The organism is Providencia alcalifaciens, assembly GCF_915403165.1.
GTDB classification, from domain to species: domain Bacteria; phylum Pseudomonadota; class Gammaproteobacteria; order Enterobacterales; family Enterobacteriaceae; genus Providencia; species Providencia alcalifaciens_C.
In genome coordinates this window covers 1,883,169-1,901,785 of sequence record NZ_OU659204.1, presented here as the reverse complement: position 1 = coordinate 1,901,785, position 18,617 = coordinate 1,883,169, and the positions used below count along the sequence as shown (strand labels likewise).

Genomic DNA, 18,617 nt, shown 5'->3' with positions numbered 1-18,617 from the left:
AAAAAAAGGCACTCGCCCCCGAGTGCCTTTTGGCTACAACCCGCTAAACTATGAGCTATTCAGCGGTTCTGGTACTTGTGCGGATTAGGTAGTCAAATGCGCTAAGTGCGGCTTTTGCTCCCTCTCCGGCGGAAATGATAATTTGTTTGTAAGGCACTGTTGTACAGTCACCAGCCGCGAATACACCCTTCACGCTAGTTTCGTTACGTGCATCAATTTCAATTTCGCCCATACGGTTACGAGCAACGGTATCACCTAACCAATTGGTATTTGGTAATAAACCGATTTGAACAAACGCACCTGCCACTTCCAAAGAGTGCACGCTTTCATCAGCGCGGTCTTTGTACTCTAAGCTAGTCATCTTGCTGCCATCGCCTTTAACTTCAAGGGTTTGAGCATTTAAAATAATATCGATATTGCTCATGCTACGGGCTTTAGCTTGTAACACGGAGTCCGCTTTCAATTCTGACGCGAATTCCAATACCGTCACATGCTCAACAATACCCGCTAAATCGATAGCCGCTTCGATACCAGAGTTACCACCACCGATTACCGCGACGCGTTTGCCTTTAAACAGTGGGCCATCACAGTGAGGACAGAACGTTACCCCTTTTGTACGGTACTCTTGTTCACCCGGAACACCCATGTTTCTCCAGCGTGCGCCAGTAGCGATAATAATACTGCGCGCCTTCATCACGCCGCCTGATGCGGTTTCGATTTGGTGATATCCACCCATTTCTTCAGCAGGGATAAGCTTAGTCACTGATTGGCCATCAATTACATCGACATTGTAGCTATCCACATGATTTTTCAGGGCACCAGCTAAAATTGCGCCTTCAGTTTTTAATACCGAAATATAGTTTTCGATATCAACGGTATCCATGACTTGCCCACCGAAACGCTCACCGATAACCCCTGTACGAATACCTTTACGTGCAGTATAAACCGCAGCGGATGCGCCCGCAGGACCACTACCGATGATCAGAACTTCAAATGGATCACGTTCGCTAATCGCTTTTGCCGCACGCGCGTCAGCATTGGTATCCACCTTGCTCACGATTTCGCTTAATGTCATGCGGCCTTGACCAAATTCTTTGCCATTTAAGAAAACAGCAGGAACACCCATGATATTGCGTTCGTCAATTTCGTTTTGGAACAGCGCACCATCAATCGCCGTATGGCTGATGTTCGGGTTCAATACCGCCATTAAGTTCAGAGCCTGCACAACATCAGGGCAGTTATGGCAAGATAATGAGTAGTAAGTTTCGAAGTTAAAGTCGCCTTCCAGCCCTTTCACTTGATCCAATAATTCTTGTGCTTCTTTGGATGGATGACCACCCACTTGTAGGAGAGCCAGCACTAAAGAGGTAAATTCATGGCCTAATGGTGAGCCCGCAAAACGCACGCCAATATTAGTCCCTGGGTTGGTGATTAAAAATGAAGGTGTTCTTTGTGCAGCATCGTGCTCTTCACGCACAGTCACCTTGTCAGACAGCGACGCAATTTGTTCAAGTAATTGTTTTATTTCAATTGATTTTGCGCTGTCATCTAAATTCGAAACTAGCTCTACGGGTTTAGTTAATCTTTCCAGATAGGCTTTTAATTGAGCCTGTAAATTATTATCGAGCATGTAATCCCCTTGGTCATAAAATCGGGTACATATACCCGTCGGAATAGCCCGTTGCAGGCTTTTACTTAATTGTGTTTAGCGCCTGCAACGTGGCTTATTTTGCAATATTCTTATCGAGGGTTATCGATTAGATTTTGCCGACTAAATCTAAAGATGGAGACAGTGTTGCTTCACCTTCTTTCCATTTAGCTGGGCAAACTTCACCTGGGTGGCTTGCAACGTATTGAGCAGCTTTAACTTTACGCAGTAAGTCTGAAGCGTCACGACCAATGCCTTCTGCAGTGATTTCGATAGCTTGGATGATACCTTGTGGGTCAACAACGAATGTACCACGGTCAGCCAGACCTTCGTTTTCACGCATGTTTTCGAAGTTACGAGTCAGAGCACCAGTTGGGTCGCCGATCATCGCGTATTTGATTTTACCGATGGTTTCAGAGCTTTCGTGCCATGCTTTGTGAGTAAAGTGGGTGTCAGTCGATACAGAGTAGATATCTACGCCCATTTTTTGAAATTCAGCGTAATGGTCAGCAATGTCGCCTAATTCAGTTGGGCAAACGAAAGTGAAGTCCGCTGGATAGAAGAAGAAAACGCTCCATTTACCCGCAACATCTTTCTCTGTTACTTCGATAAATTTGCCGTCTTTAAAAGCTTGGTTAGAAAAAGGTTTGATTTGAGTATTAATTAATGACATTTGATGTCCTCCTGTTTGGTTGACTATTAAGTTACTGTTTCGCAGAGACTTAATCCAATCAGTCGTTGCTATCGATTTGATAGGCAAAATCTAATCATTAATTAAAAATTGATAGGCATGGCATTTTATAGAGTGGCATTAGAACGCTTGCCGATAAAATCTGCAAGCGTTTTGTGAGAAATAATTCGAAGTAATTTAATGGGAGCTGATGCAATAAAAACTATGCCATTGTGGCAATAGTTTTGCGAAAACGCATTAATGCGAAGCTGAAAAATACACTACCAATGACCACTAAAATAACAAACTGCGGCCACACAATTTGGAATCCCGCACCACGATATAAAATGGCTTGTGCTAGGCTAACAAAGTGGGTTGTCGGCATGGTTAGCATGATGTCTTGCACCAGTTGTGGCATACTTTCCCGGGCAGTCATCCCCCCAGAAAGCATGTTTAATGGTAATAACACTAAGATCATCAATAGACCAAATTGTGGCATTGAGCGCGCAATCGTCCCCATAAAAATCCCAATCGATGTGGTGGCAAACAGGCTGAGCGCAACCCCACACATAAACAGCAATATCGACCCTTCAATCGGTACTTGCAGCAAGGTTTTCACCACCAGCAACAGCGAGACTGCCGAGGCAATCAGTACCACTAATCCCATCGACCAAATCTTTGACATCATGATTTCAAAAGGCGTTAACGGCATCACCATTAAGTGCTCGACGGTGCCATGCTCACGTTCCCGGATCAGCGCTGCACCTGTTAGAACAATCGATAACATTGTGATGTTATTAATGATAGCCATCACCGAGCCAAACCAAGACTGCGTTAAGTTTGGGTTGAACCGCATACGCACTTCAAGATCAACCGGTAAACGCCCTTGGCTACGGTATTTCGCTAAAAACTCGTTCACCTCACCTAGGGTAATATTTTGGATGTAGCTATTCCCTAAAAAAGCCTGACTCATGCGCGTTGCATCGATATTAACTTGCAATTGAGGGTGACGCCCCGCCAGTACATCCCGTTGAAAGTTAGGGGGAATATCAATTGCAAACGTATAGGCACCTCTATCCAGCAAACCATCTATTTCATTCGGCACAATATCCGCAGGCGGTAAGAAATACGGTTCATAGAAGCTATTAATGAGACGGCTTGAAAGCTGGGATTTATCCTGATCAGCAATGGCTATCGGGGCATTATGCAGCGAACCCGGCGTCACCGTTGCAGATGAATAAATCGAGACAGTGAACGCAAATACGATCAGGGCCAGCATTGCCTTATCGCGCCCTAAGCTTCGTAATTCTTTCACGCCCAAGTTAAAAATATTCTGTATTTTACGAAACATCCCTATGCCTCCTGCTTTTTCAGGAAATAAACACTCAAGCCAATCACAATCGGGATCGTGATGACTAACGGGATAAATGAGGCTTGTAAATCAAAGAAATTAAGCCCTTTAGAGAAGGTTCCCCGTGTAATGGTTAAAAAGTGGGATGTCGGATAAATTTGCCCCACCCAACGACCAATCCCTTCCAAGGAAGAAACTGGATCTATCATGCCGGAGAATTGTGTCGCAGGGATCAAGGTAATAATTGAGGTCCCAAAAATGGCAGCAATTTGGCTTTTCATAAAACACGAAATCAACAGCCCCATTCCGGTTGCAATGGTGATGTACAAAAATGCCGCTAAGCTCAGCGACAAGAAACTGCCTTTAAATTCCACACCAAAAACATAGACAGATAAAATGCAAAGTAAAACAAAGTTGAACATCCCTAAAACAATATAAGGAAGTTGTTTACCGAGCAGGAATTCTAATTTGGTGATCGGGGTGACATAAAGGTTAATAATTGAGCCTAACTCTTTCTCACGCACCACACTGAGCGCACTGAGCATTGCAGGGATCATCATCAATAACAGCGGAATAACGGCAGGAACAATCGCCGGTAAGCTACGAACATCCGGGTTATAACGATAGCGTGTTTCGATATCAATAGCCGGAATTCCTGCGACACCAGCTGGTTGACGCGCCGCCATCGTGCTTAACCACGCTAAATGCATCGCTTGCACATAGCCACGCACCGTTTCCGCTCGATTTGGCATCGCGCCGTCTATCCACACGCCCAGTTTAACGTTATTTCCTTTGGCAATATCACGAGCAAAGTTAGGTGGTATCTCAATTGCCACCGTGATTTTTCCGCTGCGCATACCCGATTCGAGCTGTTCATAATCTTGCAATGGAGGCTGCTCAATAAAGTAGCGAGAACCCGCTAAGTTCAGCGTATAACCTTGGCTTAAGCCCGTTTGGTCTCGGTCGAGTACAGCAAAACGTAGGTTTTCCACGTCCATACTGATCCCGTATCCCATAATGAACATCAAGATCACCGTTCCTAATAACGCTAATGTGGAACGTACAGGATCACGCCGTAACTCCATGCCTTCTCGGATGCTATAGCTAAATAAGCGCCGTAAACTGAAGCGTTTTTTGAGTGCTTCTGCTGCTTGCTCTTTCAGTTTTGCATCCACATGAAATTCAGGGGCGGTCTCTTTGCCCGTATCTTTATCGCCAACTGCATCCTGCAAATAGGCAATAAACGTGGCTTCTAAGGTATCTAACCCACGCTTTTTGATCAGATTTTCTGGTGTATCGCAATCTAATACTTTGCCCGCATGCATCAATGAGATACGGTCGCAGCGTTCCGCTTCGTTCATAAAGTGGGTGGAGATAAAAATAGTGACACCGTCACGTCTTGAAAGGTCGACCATTAAGTTCCAGAACATATCCCGAGCGACAGGGTCAACCCCAGAAGTTGGTTCATCGAGGATCAGCATTTCCGGCTGGTGGATAACGGCCACAGCCAAAGAGAGGCGTTGGCGTATCCCTAGCGGCAGGTCATCAGGGAGTGTTTCACGCACATCGTCCAAGTCAAAACGCTGGCACATTTCATCGATGCGTTGGTTAATTTTATCTTCGGGAATGTGGAATAGTTTGGCATGTAATTCAAGGTTTTGCTGAACACTTAATTCGCTGTACAGGGAGAAGGCTTGGGACATATACCCGACGCGCTTGCGAGTTTCAATATCTTTTGGATCAATCTCTTGCCCGAAGAGCCACGCTTGCCCTTCACTGGCTTGCAATAAGCCTGTTAACATTTTCATGGTGGTGGATTTACCACACCCATTGGAACCTAAAAAACCGAAAATCTCCCCTTTCGGAATTTTAAAATTCACATGATCCACCGCCACAAAGTTACCGAAACGCATGGTTAAGTCCTGCGCTTCGATAGCGATAACGTCATCTCCTCGTGTATCTCGAGGCGGAATAACCACTTTTTGGTGACCTGCACGTTTTTCTTCAGGTAATAACGCGATAAATGCCGCTTCGAGGTCATCACAACCAGTTTTGGCTTTTAATTCAGAAGCATGCCCAGTTGCCATCACCTTGCCGTCATCCATCGCCACTAACCAGTCAAAGCGCTCAGCTTCTTCCATATAAGCCGTTGCCACCAGTACGCTCATATTGGTTTGTCGTTCTCGAATGCGGTCGATAAGATCCCAAAACTGCGCCCTAGATAAGGGGTCAACCCCCGTTGTCGGTTCATCAAGAATTAATAAATCTGGGTCATGAATTAGCGCGCAGCATAATCCTAGTTTTTGTTTCATCCCACCCGATAACTTCCCTGCGGGTCGGTCTTTAAAGGGAGCGAGCCCTGTACTTTCAAGAAGATCCTGAATGCGATACGCTCGCTCTTCGTTAGATTGCCCAAATAATCTGCCAAAAAAATCCACGTTTTCATATACGGAAAGCGTATGGTAGAGGTTTTTCCCTAACCCTTGAGGCATGTAGGCAATTTTTGGGCAGACATTGCGACGATGGTCGCTGTTATGCATATCCCCATTGAGCACGTTGACTTGCCCCTGTTGGATCACTCGAGCGCCAGCAATCAGTGACATTAAGCTTGATTTGCCCACGCCATCGGGGCCAATTAACCCCACCATTTTTCGAGCAGGAATGGCGAGAGTGATGTCATCCAACGCACAGTTATCACCGTAATGTTGGCTGACATGCTGTAAATCAACAATCACATCATCCATCAATTTATCGGTCTTTGTTTTATTGATCATGGTGTTATCGATCATTGCGGTAATCTCACCTCAAGATCAGTTGGCCATGCGGCTTGTGCATCTAAGCGAACGTATGCTTTTCCGGGTAAACCTGTTTTGACATATTCAAGGTGTTTTTCCAGCAATTCAGGGGAAATACGTGCACGAACGCGGAACATAAGTTTTAAACGTTCATTTTGTGTTTCCACTGTTTTAGGCGTAAATTGCGCAACACTGGCAACGAATGTGGCTTTGGCGGGGATCACAATATTCGGGGCGGCATCGAGTATAATATGAACTTCACTCCCAAGAGCGACCTTGCCAGCTTGTTCCGTTGGCAAGAAAAAGGTCATATACACATCGCTTAAATCCACCATATTCAGCACTCGGCCACCAGCACCTAGAACTTCACCCGGCTCTGCCACTCGATATTGAATACGACCATTACGTGGTGCTTTTAGAATACTATCTTCTAAATCAGCCGTAATGCGTCTTTCTGTTGCTGTTGCGGCTTCTACGCGGCTTTTCGCTTGGACAATCCCCGCTTGTGCAGAGTCAATGGCGGCGGTGGATGCAGCTACTTGAGCTTTTGAGGCTTCAAGCGCAGCCTTCGAGCCTTGCATTTGTGCAGTATCATCATCGACTTGTTGTTGAGAGACCGCTTTAGTTTTCACCAGAACACGAGAACGATTCAATCGTTTTTGCGCGGCATCTAACTCCGCTTCACGTTGACGAACCACTGCCTGAGCCGCCAGTTTTTCACTTTTTCGCTGTACTAACCCTGATTCTGCCGTGGCAACCGCGCTAATGGCTTGGCGTAACTGCGCTTGTACTTCATGGAGTTGTTCCTGTAGGGCGCGGGTATCCATACGGGCGAGTTCTTGCCCTTGTTGGACAAAATCCCCTTCTTTGACAAGGATGGTATCAATTCGCCCCGCTGTTTTAGTCGCAATATCTATCTCGGTGGCTTCAATTCTGCCATTACTTTGTGCAAAACCCTCTGGAAGACTACTCGAATTTTGGTTCCAGTAATAATATCCGGCCGCCGTAATTGCCAGAACCAAAATAAGATAAAACGATACTTTGCGCTTATTTATTTTCATACCATCCCTTCTCTATTCATTGAATAAATTAGTGAGCCACAGTTGTTTTTGGTCGTTAATTAAATTAATTAGTCACATCACAAAACTGTTTTCTCTTGAAATAAATATCATCTACATTTTATTGTTTTATTATTTCCATAACAGAAAAAGCCTATATAACCGCCATTCACGAGGCTATCTTATTATTTATTATAACTTTATCAGAATTTAGCTTAGGTTAAATCGTTATGTATCACAAAAAAGTCACCCATTCGAAAAAAGGGATTATTTCAAGTGTAGATAGGAATATAAAAAAGTAATAATAAAGCCAGCAACGTTATTTGCTGGCTTTGGTTTGGTAATGAAAATATTATTTAAGCGTTAATCTTTTTTAGCAGTTAATATCGATCTGTAAATAAATTAATTGGCAAACTTAGCAATTGTTTCAGCATCCATACGATATCGCACCCATTCGTCTTGTGGTTGTGCCCCGATGCTTTGGTAAAAATCAATGGCTGGCTGATTCCAATCTAATACGCTCCACTCTAAGCGTTGGCATTGACGCTCAAAAGCCAATTTCGCAATATGCTTGAGAAGCTTTTTCCCTGCGCCTGCACCACGGTATTCGGGGGAAACGTACAAATCTTCTAAATAAATCCCATTATTCCCTAACCATGTTGAATAACTGGTAAAAAACACAGCATAACCCGCCGGTTTGCCATCAACGTAACACAGTAACGCTTCAGTTTTGGAATCTGGTGCAAACAGTGAACTCTCAATATCAGTAACACTGGCTTTCACTTCATGACGCGCTTTTTCATAGACGGCTAACTCAATAATCATCTCTAAAATCAGTGGGGCATCTTCACGGGTTGCCGTTCTAATTTGTATATCCATTATTATCTCTCTTGTTGTTTGAGGCTCAATTTTAACCATCGATAGCGCTAAACCCTAACGCTCAACAGTTTTATTCATCAAAGCACCGCCATTATAAGAATGATTTATAACCAATGACTCATAACAACAGATAAACAGAATGAATGCTTGCTATTGCTCTAAAATCCCCCTATTTGCTATCATCCCCCCATTCTTCAACCGAAATATTGAAAATAAAAAAGGAGGTTAATCTTATGCTGTTGTGTGATCTTATTGAATACTCACACTTCTTTGGTAATCGCCAGAGCTCAGGCTTTCACAGTGTTACACTGCGATAACCCTGCCTGAGCAAAGCAGCTAAAGAGTCTTTTCTCAGCTTACTGGGTTGTCGTATCGACGATACCCGGCGTTTTTACGCCTAGAATTTGAGTAAGCCATGAGCACATTATTATCTGTAAAATCATTAAACTACGATACATCCACCACTTCATTACTGTCTGATATCAGCTTCACTTTACTGCAAGGTGACCGTATTGGTCTGATTGGCCACAATGGTAGCGGTAAAAGTACCTTATTGAAGCTGTTGACCTCCCAGTTATCGCCAAATAGCGGGCAAATTACCTATGCTAATCATTGTGTGACTGCATATATCGAGCAGCATCTTCCTGCGGATGTCGCCCCATTAACCTTGATAGATGCGTTATTGCAAAAATTACCTATACAAGAACATGTTTCCGAACGTTGGCGAGCAGAAGTGTTATTAACGGAATTGGGATTTGCACCGCATCAGTGGGAACAATCAGCAAATGCCATTAGTGGCGGTCAACATACGCGTTTACTGTTAGGACGTGCGTTAATCAGCCAGCCTGATTTATTGCTGTTAGATGAACCGAGTAACCATCTAGATTTACCTACCCTTATTTGGTTAGGAAATTTCCTGCAAAGTTGGAAAGGTAGCTTTGTGTTGGTTTCTCATGACCAATCTTTGTTAGATAAGGTGACAAACAGTACGTGGATTTTGCGAGATAAAACTCTGCATTTTTATCGGCTTCCATGCAGCCAAGCACGCCAAGCATTAGCAGAAACCGACCGCGCCGATGAGCATCGCTTTAACGCCGAGCAAAAGGAAATTGATCGTATTGCTTCAAGTGCTAAGCGGTTAGCGATTTGGGGTAAGGTTTATGATAATGAAGGGCTTGCCCGAAAAGCTAAGCAGATGGAAAAGCAGATAGATCGTTTAAAAGAGGATCAAACAGACCTCACTGAAGGCTATCAATGGCAACTGTTGCTGAATGGAAAAGCGATTCCAGCGGATCGAGTGCTTGAGTTGGATAATACGCAAGTCACCACGCCGGATGGTCAGTTTCTGTTTTCAGTCCCCTTTTCGCAAGTGAAAAGTGGTGATCGTATTGCCATTATGGGTGCCAATGGCTGCGGAAAATCCACGCTATTACGTTTGATTTGGCAGCAATACCTCGCTGACCTACGTTATGAAACACAGTTAAAGTTTCATCCAACGATTTCCGTGGGTTATTATGATCAACAATTAGCACAGCTGAATGATCATGATAGTTTAATCGATGCATTGCGGCATTTTGCCCCTCTCACCGATGAACAGCGAAAAATGGCGTTGATCAGTGCAGGATTTGTCTATTCTCGCCATCAACAAAAAGTGGCAACGTTAAGTGGTGGTGAACGAGCGCGTTTGCTGTTTATTGGGCTAAGTTTGGCGCAATACGCGCTAATTTTACTGGATGAACCGACAAACCACCTTGATCTTGAAGGAAAGGAAGCGCTGAGCGAGCAAATTTCCCAATTCGAGGGGGCGCTGTTAGTCGTTAGTCATGATAAATGGTTAATTGAGAATAGCTGCCAGCGTTATTGGTATATTCACAATAATCACTTGGAAGAGTATCTAGATCTGGAAGAGATTTACCAGAAAATAGAGAAACAATCCGCCTTTTCAGAGAACGAATTGGAAGAAAGCCAAACCCGTTTAATTTCTGAAAATACTCAAAGGGCCATAACTCATTCTCATGAAGATGACCTTCTTGAGCAACTGTTGGCGCTAGAAGAAAAATTGGCAGCGGATAAACAACGTAAAGTTGTGCATCAGAAGCCCCTTCTTCAGCAACAGTGGATTGAGGAAATTCAGCGAATTCAAACTTTGCTAGAGATCTAAAATAATAAAGCCCCTAGATGCCGACATGCACTAGGGGCTTTTTCATTACTTCAATGACAAAATAATACCGTGACAAAATAATTATTAATAAAGTAACGCAAATCCTTATCGGTGAAATGTAGGCTAATCACCCTGTTTACTCTCATTTTATGAATAACTGTTTTGCCACACTGCTTTACGTCTAGCTCAACTTAATATTTCTGTTTTTTTGCTCGCTTAAAGTATGACATTGGCACACTAGGGCAAACTACCTCTTTAAATTTTACCTTACTCTTTGGCACAGAATCTGCCGATTCATCTTTTGGCTCGATTTGCTTATTTTCTTCCGGCTGCATCACTTGTTCTGGCTGCATGGTCTCTTTCATATGAATTTGCTCTTTAACTTGGATAATATGACGGGTTTTTGCCATGTTATTTTCCTTCTACTGCATTCTTTTCTAAAACGGCATTATTTTCCGAGACTACGTTATTTTCAGAAACTAATAGTGCCTCATTCACTTGCTCAATTCGTTTTACGGCTTGGTTGATGATATCCACCACTTGAGCCGATTCTTGCTTTGATAGTTGCTGTAATACAATTTTATGCCGGAGTAATGATTTAAATTTATCTACCGCTAACTCAATTTCATTAGCAAATTGGTTACCTGCTTTCAGCTCTTGTGCATAATTTAGCTTCATTTTAACTTCAGCCAGAATGTCAGCTTTTAAAAGTAAAAAGCAGCGACCTTCCGGCGTGATTGTAAAACATTTTCGTCCCTTGCCCGTTTCTTTGCTGGTTGAAATAAAACCCAGCTCTTCCAACAATGTCAGTGTTGGATAAATCACGCCAGGGCTCGGACAATAAAATCCTGCTGTCTTCTCACTGATTTTTTTTATCAGTTCATAACCATAATTCGCGCCATCTACGAGTAAATGCAAAATATAAATACGCAGTTGTTTTGGATTAAACATGCGCCGAACACTTTTACCCTCACATAGACATGTCTCGAGGATTTTTGGATTGTCCATTTGGTCTCTCAGTAAATGTGCAAAAAATTAAAAACCGATATATCTAATATCATAATCGGTTTTCTGAATAATGCCAGAATTAGATATATCTGTTTTTATCAATCCGTGCTAATGATAACTATTATCATTATGATAGCAAGAAAATTAGCGTCTTAGAGTACAAAAAGTGTTTTTAGTGATCCAAGTAAATGAAAAAAGCCAGTTCTGCGAGAGAACTGGCTTTCTAAATCAAAACAATAACTCGTTAGTGTTAGCCAATATCCGGCAGAACTTTGAAGACAATACCGAGCTGGATACCGATAACTGCAATACCACACAAGAACACAATCACTAATGCTGGCTTACCGCCGAGTACTTGATATTTGCGGGGGTTAACATCACGAGATTTGAGAACCATCGCACTTGGCAGTAATAACGCTAAGATAGACAGCGCGATTGCCGCATAACCCAATGCCATCACGAAACCTTTTGGGTAAAACAATGCGAAAACAAGCGGTGGTAAAAAGGTAATTAGCCCAGTTTGAATACGCCCTGAAGCATTATCTTGGCGCTTAAACAAATCAGCTAAGAAGTCAAACAAGCCTAGCGCAACCCCAAGGAATGATGTGGCTAATGCAAGGCTCATAAACATTTGCGCGACGAATTCAGTTTTACCTGACTGTGCAACTGCTTTAATGGCTTCCAATAGTCCATTTAACCCAGAGTTCTCAGCTAAAATTCCCACAAAGGTATTCGTGCTAATACTACCCAGCGTAGCGATTTGCCATAAAATGTAAGCAACTAGCGGAATAGCACTTCCTAATATAAAGATAATTCGCAGTTTTTTGACATCACCGCCCATATATTTCACGACACTTGGCACACTTCCGTGGAAACCAAATGAGGTAAAAAAGACAGGAATAGCCGCGAGGATCAGGATTTTATCGGTTGGTGCTGACAATAAATTTAACTGTTCCACATGCGGGAACATCATTGCCAGAATAATCACTAAAAAGACGATTTTCGCGGTAAACAAGATGCGGTTAATAAAATCGACGGATGAAGTACCAAAGCAAACAACCCCACCACCAATGATGGTAAAGACTACAATGCCCATCCAATCAGCCATTTCAATGGCAAAGCTGCCTTTCAGATTGGAGGTAATGATTTGCCCCGCTCCCGTCACATACGCGGCGGTTAAGGCATACATTAAAAACATCATACTGAAACCAGTGATGAACTTCCCACTCGAGCCTAAATAGCGCTGAGCAACGCTACCTATCCCTGTTTCATGGGACTCATGCTGGTAAACTTCAACCAGCAATAATGCGGTGTAGCACATTAGCGCCCACAGACCAAATAACATCACTAAACTGACTGAAAACCCATTACTTCCTGCTGCAATTGGCATCGCCAACATTCCAGCGCCAATCGTAGTACCTGCAACAATAAAAACACTACCAAGTGTGCGATTTTTCATATTGAGATCCTAACAAAATTAATTAAACACTAACTTTTTGGATGGAATGATTACGTTTATTTTCTTCATCAATGAGCTGTTGTAGTTTGTCTTCAAAGATGTTTCTTAATTCATTCCAGTAGTTTTCGAAGTGCTGTTTATCACGCAGGCAATGGGTCATAATTGCGGCCCTTAATACATAAATTGAATGGACTTTATGCCATTCCTCTTCCTTGAAGTTCGCCTCTAGACACAAATTCTGAGGATTATCACCGTATTCTTCATGGGTTAGTGATGTTGACGACGTTAAAAAATCATTGGCATAAGTACGTCCTGCCGCATAAGAGCAGAGTTCATACAAACGTTTATTTAACTGGTTTTGCTTCTCTAATGAGGTATTTCCCGTCTCTCTGAACATAAAGTTGATCATGTGGAAATCCGGTGCAGGCATCGCCGCCAACGTGAACTCACGCCCATCAATGATAAACGGTTCGCTGGTATTGATTTTTTCGATCATCCAATTGGCGGTTGTTACCCCAGCCGCGATGACTTTGCCATACCCCAATAAGTTCAGCGGAACTAACCGATGTGCAGCCCATACCGCCGCTGCCGTCGCACCCGCTTTTGAGCCTTCCATAATCGATGAACCCAGTAATACATTCTGTTGTTTATCGGTTTTACGACTACTTTCTTTTACTTCTTCAAACACATAGGCCGCATGATAAGAAATCAAATCGACAATGCGTTTGTCCTTCATACAAATTGCTCCAGCGGCATAAGGGATAAAACCGACTTTATGCGGATCGACGGTGATGGAATCAGCTTGGTTTAAAGCGCGGAAACTTTGATAAACATCAGGCTTTGGCCAAACGATATCTGGCGGGAAAACACCTTCGCGATGGTAACGCTCAATAAGCGCATCATATTCAAGGAATTGGTTGTTTTCATCACGGAACATCGCACAGGCATAGCCTGCATACGCGGCATCAATATGCACATAGAATGAAGCGCCAAAGCGCTGCTCACATTCTTCGCGTAATTTGATGACTTCAGCGACGTTATCAATAGCGCCTGTTTCAGTGGTCCCGACAACGGCCACCACTGCAAGAATAGGCTCGCCCTTTTCAATCAGTGAGAAAACGATGTCACGCATTTGCGAAACATCCGTGCGATAACGTTTATCAACGGGAAGTTGGACAATATTTTGCTGCCCTAACCCTAGGATATCCATCGCTTTCATCCACGAATAATGCTTGGATTGCGGCACTAATAATTTACCAAGTTTACCTTGTTCAACACCGGTGCCTCGGCAGGTCAGATTACGGATCTCTTCAAACAACCCTTGCTTTTTCAACTCATCAATCAGATCCAATACATCACTGGTACGCATATTCAGTAACGCGGTTTCTGAAACATCCGTTAAAAGTTGTTTGGCTTGAGGATGGGATGCCATGGCTAAAGGTAATGTTTTGATATTTCTCGCGACCCATAACCCTTCGTAGTTAGCCACTGTGCCACCAGAAGTAATGTGTCCCCAAGATTTTTGCACGTCATACCCAAACATACCGCATAAATCTAACCCAGCTTCAATTTCTAACACCGTCGTCGTTGGTGAAGATTCTTGTGCGCAGTTATTAGGGTTGTACATCATCGCCATGACATACGCGAGATTGGAGATCATCAGTGTATCCGCGTTCATATGTCCCATGTAACGCGGTGAAAACCAAGGCACTGACGTAGTTTTCAATTTCGAGGAAAGCTGATTAAGAATACCTTCAGTGCGATATAACGTATCCCGATATTCCGGTGCATATTTATCAACGGTAGTAATTAAATCTGGATCTTCGGGATGATAACCAGAACGCCAATGCATATGCTCAGTCACTGCGTATTCCATCATTTCTCTGAAAAATACCGCATTTTCAGATTTAGGTCCGAGGAACAATGCATCTACGTTCATATTTTTATTTTTAAAATTATTCATTATCACTACACCTTCAAACTACAGCTGGCTGGCACCAGCTGCATTAAGTTACTCAACTTATTATCATTGGAAAGTGCAATAACGGGGGGATGTCTGTGTCGAATGACAACTTGTTAATGATATGACTAGACTTATATCCTTAACCTATATTCAGTAGTAGACAAGCCGTTAATGAGCCAACTTGTCTATAGATATAATCCATCTTCATTAAAACATTAACAAACTCATCTGAATTTTGTTCGGATTTGTGGACAGGCACAAAAATTCAAAAATTAATCACCTGTAAAGAGATATTTACGCTTAAAAGACTTGATAATGTAAATTATTTGTTATAAATAAAAAATAATACCCTATGTAATTATTATCTAATTATATAAAAATTAAAAAATAGTTAACCCGTAGCTAACTGTTTACTAAAATGATTTTACCAATCAAATCCCCCGACTCCATATGGTGATGTGCGCGTTCCACCTGACACAATGTGTATATTTTGTTAATGATTGGCTTTATCTTACCGTTTTGTAACATTACCCAAACTTGCTGATGCAGCTCTTTTGCGATTTGCGCTTTCTCTTCATTACTACGAGAGCGCATTGTTGATCCTGTGTGAGTTAAACGTTTTACCATCATTGGCATCATATTCAGCTGAGTTGGGCTTCCTTTCATCATGCCAATTTGGATGATCCTCCCAAATTTTGCTGCTACCACGTAATTTTTGCTGACATAATCACCACCAATAATATCGATGACCATATTCACACCATGATGATTTGTATATTCCTGAGTGACTTTAACAAAATCATCTGTTCGGTAATTAATCACACAATCCGCACCAAGTGATTTCGCCGCTATCGCTTTATCTTCTGAGCCAACCGTCGTTATCACCGTGGCTCCAAATGCTTTTGCGAGCTGGATGGCAACACTACCAATACCTGAGGTACCACCATGAATAAGTACCGTTTCCCCTTGCTTCAACTGTCCAATCTGGAACATATTCGCCCAAACAGTAAAAAAGTTTTCTGGAATAGCCGCCCCTTCTTCAAAGGATAAATTTCCTAACGGCAAAGCGATATCTTGATGCACTAAGCAGTACTCTGCGTAACCACCACCTGCCACAAGTGCACAAATTCGGTCACCTATCGCCCACGTTGTCACATCATCAGCTTTAGCCACAACCGTACCCGAGACCTCAAGCCCCATGATTGGCGAAGCATCTGGAGGCGGCGGGTATGAGCCTTTACGTTGGAAAATATCAGGACGGTTAACACCAGCGGCTTCCACTTTAACGATTAGATGACCAGGAAGGAGTTTAGGGAGAGGAATTTCTATTAGCTGCAGTTCATCCGAAACACTTGGATCAATAATGTCTACAGCTGTCATTAATGGGGGCAACGACATCAAATTGTTACTCATTATGACCTCTTTTTATAGGTTAATAGGAAAAAATGATATATTCCTGTTTATTCTTGTGTTAATTTAATGCTAATAAATCACGTAAAATAAAACATGTTTTTATTAAGTTTTTTATCTCTCTTTTTATATATTAAATTTATGTATTTAATATATGTCAAATCATGAAATTACTAATATCCTGTAAATTAGCATGATCTGCTGAATCTATTAGATTAGTAAATTTAGCATTCTTTGCTTTTTTATTTAATAACTCGTTTCTGTCTTACATAGCCCTTACCTGTTCAATTATCTTATGCTAAAATTGACTCATATCAATAATTTTAACCTGATTGAGCATTTAATATGATCCCAGAAAAAAGAGTTGTTCGTCGCATCCAGTCTGGTGGTTGTGCTATTCATTGCCAGGATTGCAGTATTAGTCAGCTATGCATTCCTTTTACACTGAATGAACACGAACTGGATCAACTCGATAATATTATCGAACGTAAAAAACCTATTCAAAAAGGCCAAGCTTTATTTAAAGCAGGCGATGAATTACGTTCTTTATACGCTATTCGCTCTGGCACAATTAAAAGCTATACCATTACTGAAGAAGGCGATGAGCAAATCACGGGTTTCCACTTAGCTGGCGACCTCGTTGGCTTTGATGCCATTATTCATACGCAGCACCCAAGTTTTGCTCAAGCGCTAGAAACTTCAATGGTTTGTGAAATTCCATTTGAAACGCTGGACGATTTATCTGGCAAAATGCCTAACCTGCGCCAACAAATTATGCGTCTGATGAGCGGTGAAATTAAAGGGGACCAAGAAATGATCCTCTTATTATCTAAGAAAAATGCGGAAGAACGTTTAGCTGCATTTATTCTTAACTTATCTCATCGCTTTGCAGAGCGTGGCTTCTCACCAAGAGAATTCAGACTCACCATGACTCGTGGTGATATTGGTAATTACCTTGGCTTAACCGTTGAGACAATTAGCCGTCTGTTAGGTCGATTCCAAAAAAGCGGCATGCTCAGCGTTAAAGGTAAATATATTACCATCGACGATATGGCGAAACTGACTGATATCGCAGGTAAAGTATCCCCTGTTTCTTGCTAATATTCCTATAAACGGGTCACAAACTTTGTGATCCGTTGTTACTTTTTAATCACATTTCTTGCGTATTTATCCCCAATAACATAGTTTAGAGAGATGGAACTATCCGTTTATTGAGAGGATGTCAGCATGGCTAACTATAAAAATCTTTTAGTAGCAATCGACCCAAATCAGGATGATCAACCGGCATTAAGGCGTGCAGTTTATATCGTGCAGCGTAATGGCGGACGGATAAAAGCCTTCCTGCCTATCTATGACCTATCTTATGACATGACCACCTTGCTTTCTCCTGAAGAGCGCAATGCAATGCGCAAAGGAGTGATCAGCCAAAAAGCCGCGTGGATCAAGCAACAAGCCCACTTTTATTTAGAAGCGGGTATTGAGATAGAAATTAAAGTCATTTGGCACAACAAGCCTTATGAAGCCATCATTCAGGAAGTGATTAGCGGTCAACATGACCTTCTACTAAAAATGGCGCACCAAACTGACAACTTAGAATCCATCATTTTTACCCCATTAGACTGGCATTTATTAAGAAAATGTCCGTGTCCTGTTTGGATGGTAAAAGATAAAGTTTGGCCAGATCACGGCTCTGTGGTGGTTGCGGTGAATCTTTCTAATGAAGAATCTTACCACGATGACTTAAATATCAAGTTGGTTGAGAAAACCCAAGATCTCGCACAAAGAATTATTAAAGAGCAAGAAATTCATTTAGTCAGCGCTTACCCAATCGCGCCAATGAACATTGCCATTGAACTGCCTGATTTTGACCCAAGCCTGTATAACAATGCCCTACGTGGTCAACATTTAATCGCCATGAAAAGCCTGCGGCAGAAGTTCGCAATTGATGAAAAAAATACGCATGTTCGTGAAGGATTACCTGAAAAAATCATTCCCGATATGTGTGAAGAATTACACGCAGGTGTTGTGGTACTCGGCATTTTAGGACGTACAGGGCTTTCCGCCGCGTTCTTAGGTAATACTGCCGAACATGTTATTGATAAACTGAAATGTGACTTATTGGCGATTAAACCTGACGGTTTTGTATGCCCTATTAAGGCTACGGATGATTAATTAAATTTGCGATAATAATCAAATTGTAAAGCGCATAGATAGA

At 42.3% G+C, this 18,617-nt stretch carries 14 protein-coding genes; 3 read left to right on the top strand and 11 right to left on the bottom strand.

The window, feature by feature from the left end; translation table 11 throughout:
• Positions 1-55 precede the first annotated feature (55 nt).
• The 6 genes from ahpF to LDO73_RS08725 form a co-directional block, all read right to left on the bottom strand.
• The gene (gene ahpF / locus LDO73_RS08750) at positions 56-1,630 is read right to left on the bottom strand and encodes an alkyl hydroperoxide reductase subunit F (RefSeq protein ID WP_224061058.1); all 1,575 of its coding nucleotides are present in this window, start codon (positions 1,628-1,630) and stop codon (positions 56-58) included.
• Positions 1,631-1,757: 127 nt separating this feature from the next.
• On the bottom strand, positions 1,758-2,321 hold the full coding sequence (gene ahpC, locus LDO73_RS08745; protein WP_224061057.1) for an alkyl hydroperoxide reductase subunit C: 564 nt from the start codon (positions 2,319-2,321) through the stop codon (positions 1,758-1,760).
• 220 nt (positions 2,322-2,541) lie between these two features.
• A complete protein-coding gene (locus tag LDO73_RS08740; protein ID WP_224061056.1) occupies positions 2,542-3,669 on the bottom strand; it encodes an ABC transporter permease in 1,128 nt (375 codons plus the stop codon).
• A 2-nt stretch (positions 3,670-3,671) separates the two neighbouring features.
• Positions 3,672-6,413, bottom strand: coding sequence for a ribosome-associated ATPase/putative transporter RbbA (gene rbbA / locus LDO73_RS08735; RefSeq protein WP_224061161.1), 2,742 nt, complete (start codon positions 6,411-6,413; stop codon positions 3,672-3,674).
• Positions 6,414-6,454: 41 nt separating this feature from the next.
• Positions 6,455-7,525: an HlyD family secretion protein gene (locus LDO73_RS08730; RefSeq protein ID WP_224061055.1), complete on the bottom strand. Its 1,071-nt coding sequence runs from the start codon at positions 7,523-7,525 to the stop codon at positions 6,455-6,457.
• Between the two features lie 399 nt (positions 7,526-7,924).
• Positions 7,925-8,401, bottom strand: coding sequence for a GNAT family N-acetyltransferase (locus tag LDO73_RS08725; RefSeq protein ID WP_224061054.1), 477 nt, complete (start codon positions 8,399-8,401; stop codon positions 7,925-7,927).
• Positions 8,402-8,816: 415 nt separating this feature from the next.
• On the opposite strand from LDO73_RS08725, the gene LDO73_RS08720 reads away from it, so the two are divergent.
• Complete coding sequence (locus LDO73_RS08720) at positions 8,817-10,562, top strand: ABC-F family ATP-binding cassette domain-containing protein (RefSeq protein WP_224061053.1); 1,746 nt, start codon at positions 8,817-8,819, stop codon at positions 10,560-10,562.
• Positions 10,563-10,753: 191 nt separating this feature from the next.
• Here LDO73_RS08720 and LDO73_RS08715 read toward each other — a convergent pair whose 3' ends face one another.
• The 5 genes from LDO73_RS08715 to LDO73_RS08695 all read right to left on the bottom strand — a co-directional run bounded on the left by LDO73_RS08715 (position 10,754) and on the right by LDO73_RS08695 (position 16,405).
• Positions 10,754-10,972, bottom strand: coding sequence for a DEAD/DEAH box helicase (locus LDO73_RS08715; RefSeq protein ID WP_224061052.1), 219 nt, complete (start codon positions 10,970-10,972; stop codon positions 10,754-10,756).
• Position 10,973: 1 nt separating this feature from the next.
• Positions 10,974-11,513, bottom strand: coding sequence for a PadR family transcriptional regulator (locus LDO73_RS08710; RefSeq protein WP_423810879.1), 540 nt, complete (start codon positions 11,511-11,513; stop codon positions 10,974-10,976).
• Between the two features lie 307 nt (positions 11,514-11,820).
• Positions 11,821-12,969, bottom strand: a complete 1,149-nt coding sequence (gene tyrP, locus LDO73_RS08705; protein WP_263422611.1) for a tyrosine transporter TyrP — start codon at positions 12,967-12,969, stop codon at positions 11,821-11,823.
• Between the two features lie 82 nt (positions 12,970-13,051).
• Positions 13,052-14,992 (bottom strand): pyridoxal phosphate-dependent decarboxylase family protein, encoded by a 1,941-nt coding sequence (locus tag LDO73_RS08700; protein WP_224061050.1) that lies wholly within the window; start codon positions 14,990-14,992, stop codon positions 13,052-13,054.
• 402 nt (positions 14,993-15,394) lie between these two features.
• Entirely contained in the window at positions 15,395-16,405 is a 1,011-nt protein-coding gene (locus LDO73_RS08695) for an NAD(P)H-quinone oxidoreductase (protein WP_224061049.1), read from the bottom strand.
• Positions 16,406-16,747: 342 nt separating this feature from the next.
• On the opposite strand from LDO73_RS08695, the gene LDO73_RS08690 reads away from it, so the two are divergent.
• Positions 16,748-17,503 (top strand): FNR family transcription factor, encoded by a 756-nt coding sequence (locus LDO73_RS08690; RefSeq protein ID WP_006659880.1) that lies wholly within the window; start codon positions 16,748-16,750, stop codon positions 17,501-17,503.
• A gap of 126 nt (positions 17,504-17,629) precedes the next feature.
• Positions 17,630-18,574, top strand: a complete 945-nt coding sequence (gene uspE / locus LDO73_RS08685) for a universal stress protein UspE (RefSeq protein ID WP_224061048.1) — start codon at positions 17,630-17,632, stop codon at positions 18,572-18,574.
• Positions 18,575-18,617 lie beyond the last annotated feature (43 nt).

What these genes read in the sequence shown, in the direction of transcription:
- ahpF (WP_224061058.1), bottom strand. Translation starts at nt 1,630, where the DNA reads ATGCTCGATAATAATTTACAGGCTCAATTAAAAGCCTATCTGGAAAGA.
- ahpC (WP_224061057.1), bottom strand. Translation starts at nt 2,321, where the DNA reads ATGTCATTAATTAATACTCAAATCAAACCTTTTTCTAACCAAGCTTTT.
- LDO73_RS08740 (WP_224061056.1), bottom strand. Translation starts at nt 3,669, where the DNA reads ATGTTTCGTAAAATACAGAATATTTTTAACTTGGGCGTGAAAGAATTA.
- rbbA (WP_224061161.1), bottom strand. Translation starts at nt 6,413, where the DNA reads ATGGATGATGTGATTGTTGATTTACAGCATGTCAGCCAACATTACGGT.
- LDO73_RS08730 (WP_224061055.1), bottom strand. Translation starts at nt 7,525, where the DNA reads ATGAAAATAAATAAGCGCAAAGTATCGTTTTATCTTATTTTGGTTCTG.
- LDO73_RS08725 (WP_224061054.1), bottom strand. Translation starts at nt 8,401, where the DNA reads ATGGATATACAAATTAGAACGGCAACCCGTGAAGATGCCCCACTGATT.
- LDO73_RS08720 (WP_224061053.1), top strand. Translation starts at nt 8,817, where the DNA reads ATGAGCACATTATTATCTGTAAAATCATTAAACTACGATACATCCACC.
- LDO73_RS08715 (WP_224061052.1), bottom strand. Translation starts at nt 10,972, where the DNA reads ATGGCAAAAACCCGTCATATTATCCAAGTTAAAGAGCAAATTCATATG.
- LDO73_RS08710 (WP_423810879.1), bottom strand. Translation starts at nt 11,513, where the DNA reads ATGTTTAATCCAAAACAACTGCGTATTTATATTTTGCATTTACTCGTA.
- tyrP (WP_263422611.1), bottom strand. Translation starts at nt 12,969, where the DNA reads ATGTTGGCGATGCCAATTGCAGCAGGAAGTAATGGGTTTTCAGTCAGT.
- LDO73_RS08700 (WP_224061050.1), bottom strand. Translation starts at nt 14,992, where the DNA reads ATGAATAATTTTAAAAATAAAAATATGAACGTAGATGCATTGTTCCTC.
- LDO73_RS08695 (WP_224061049.1), bottom strand. Translation starts at nt 16,405, where the DNA reads ATGAGTAACAATTTGATGTCGTTGCCCCCATTAATGACAGCTGTAGAC.
- LDO73_RS08690 (WP_006659880.1), top strand. Translation starts at nt 16,748, where the DNA reads ATGATCCCAGAAAAAAGAGTTGTTCGTCGCATCCAGTCTGGTGGTTGT.
- uspE (WP_224061048.1), top strand. Translation starts at nt 17,630, where the DNA reads ATGGCTAACTATAAAAATCTTTTAGTAGCAATCGACCCAAATCAGGAT.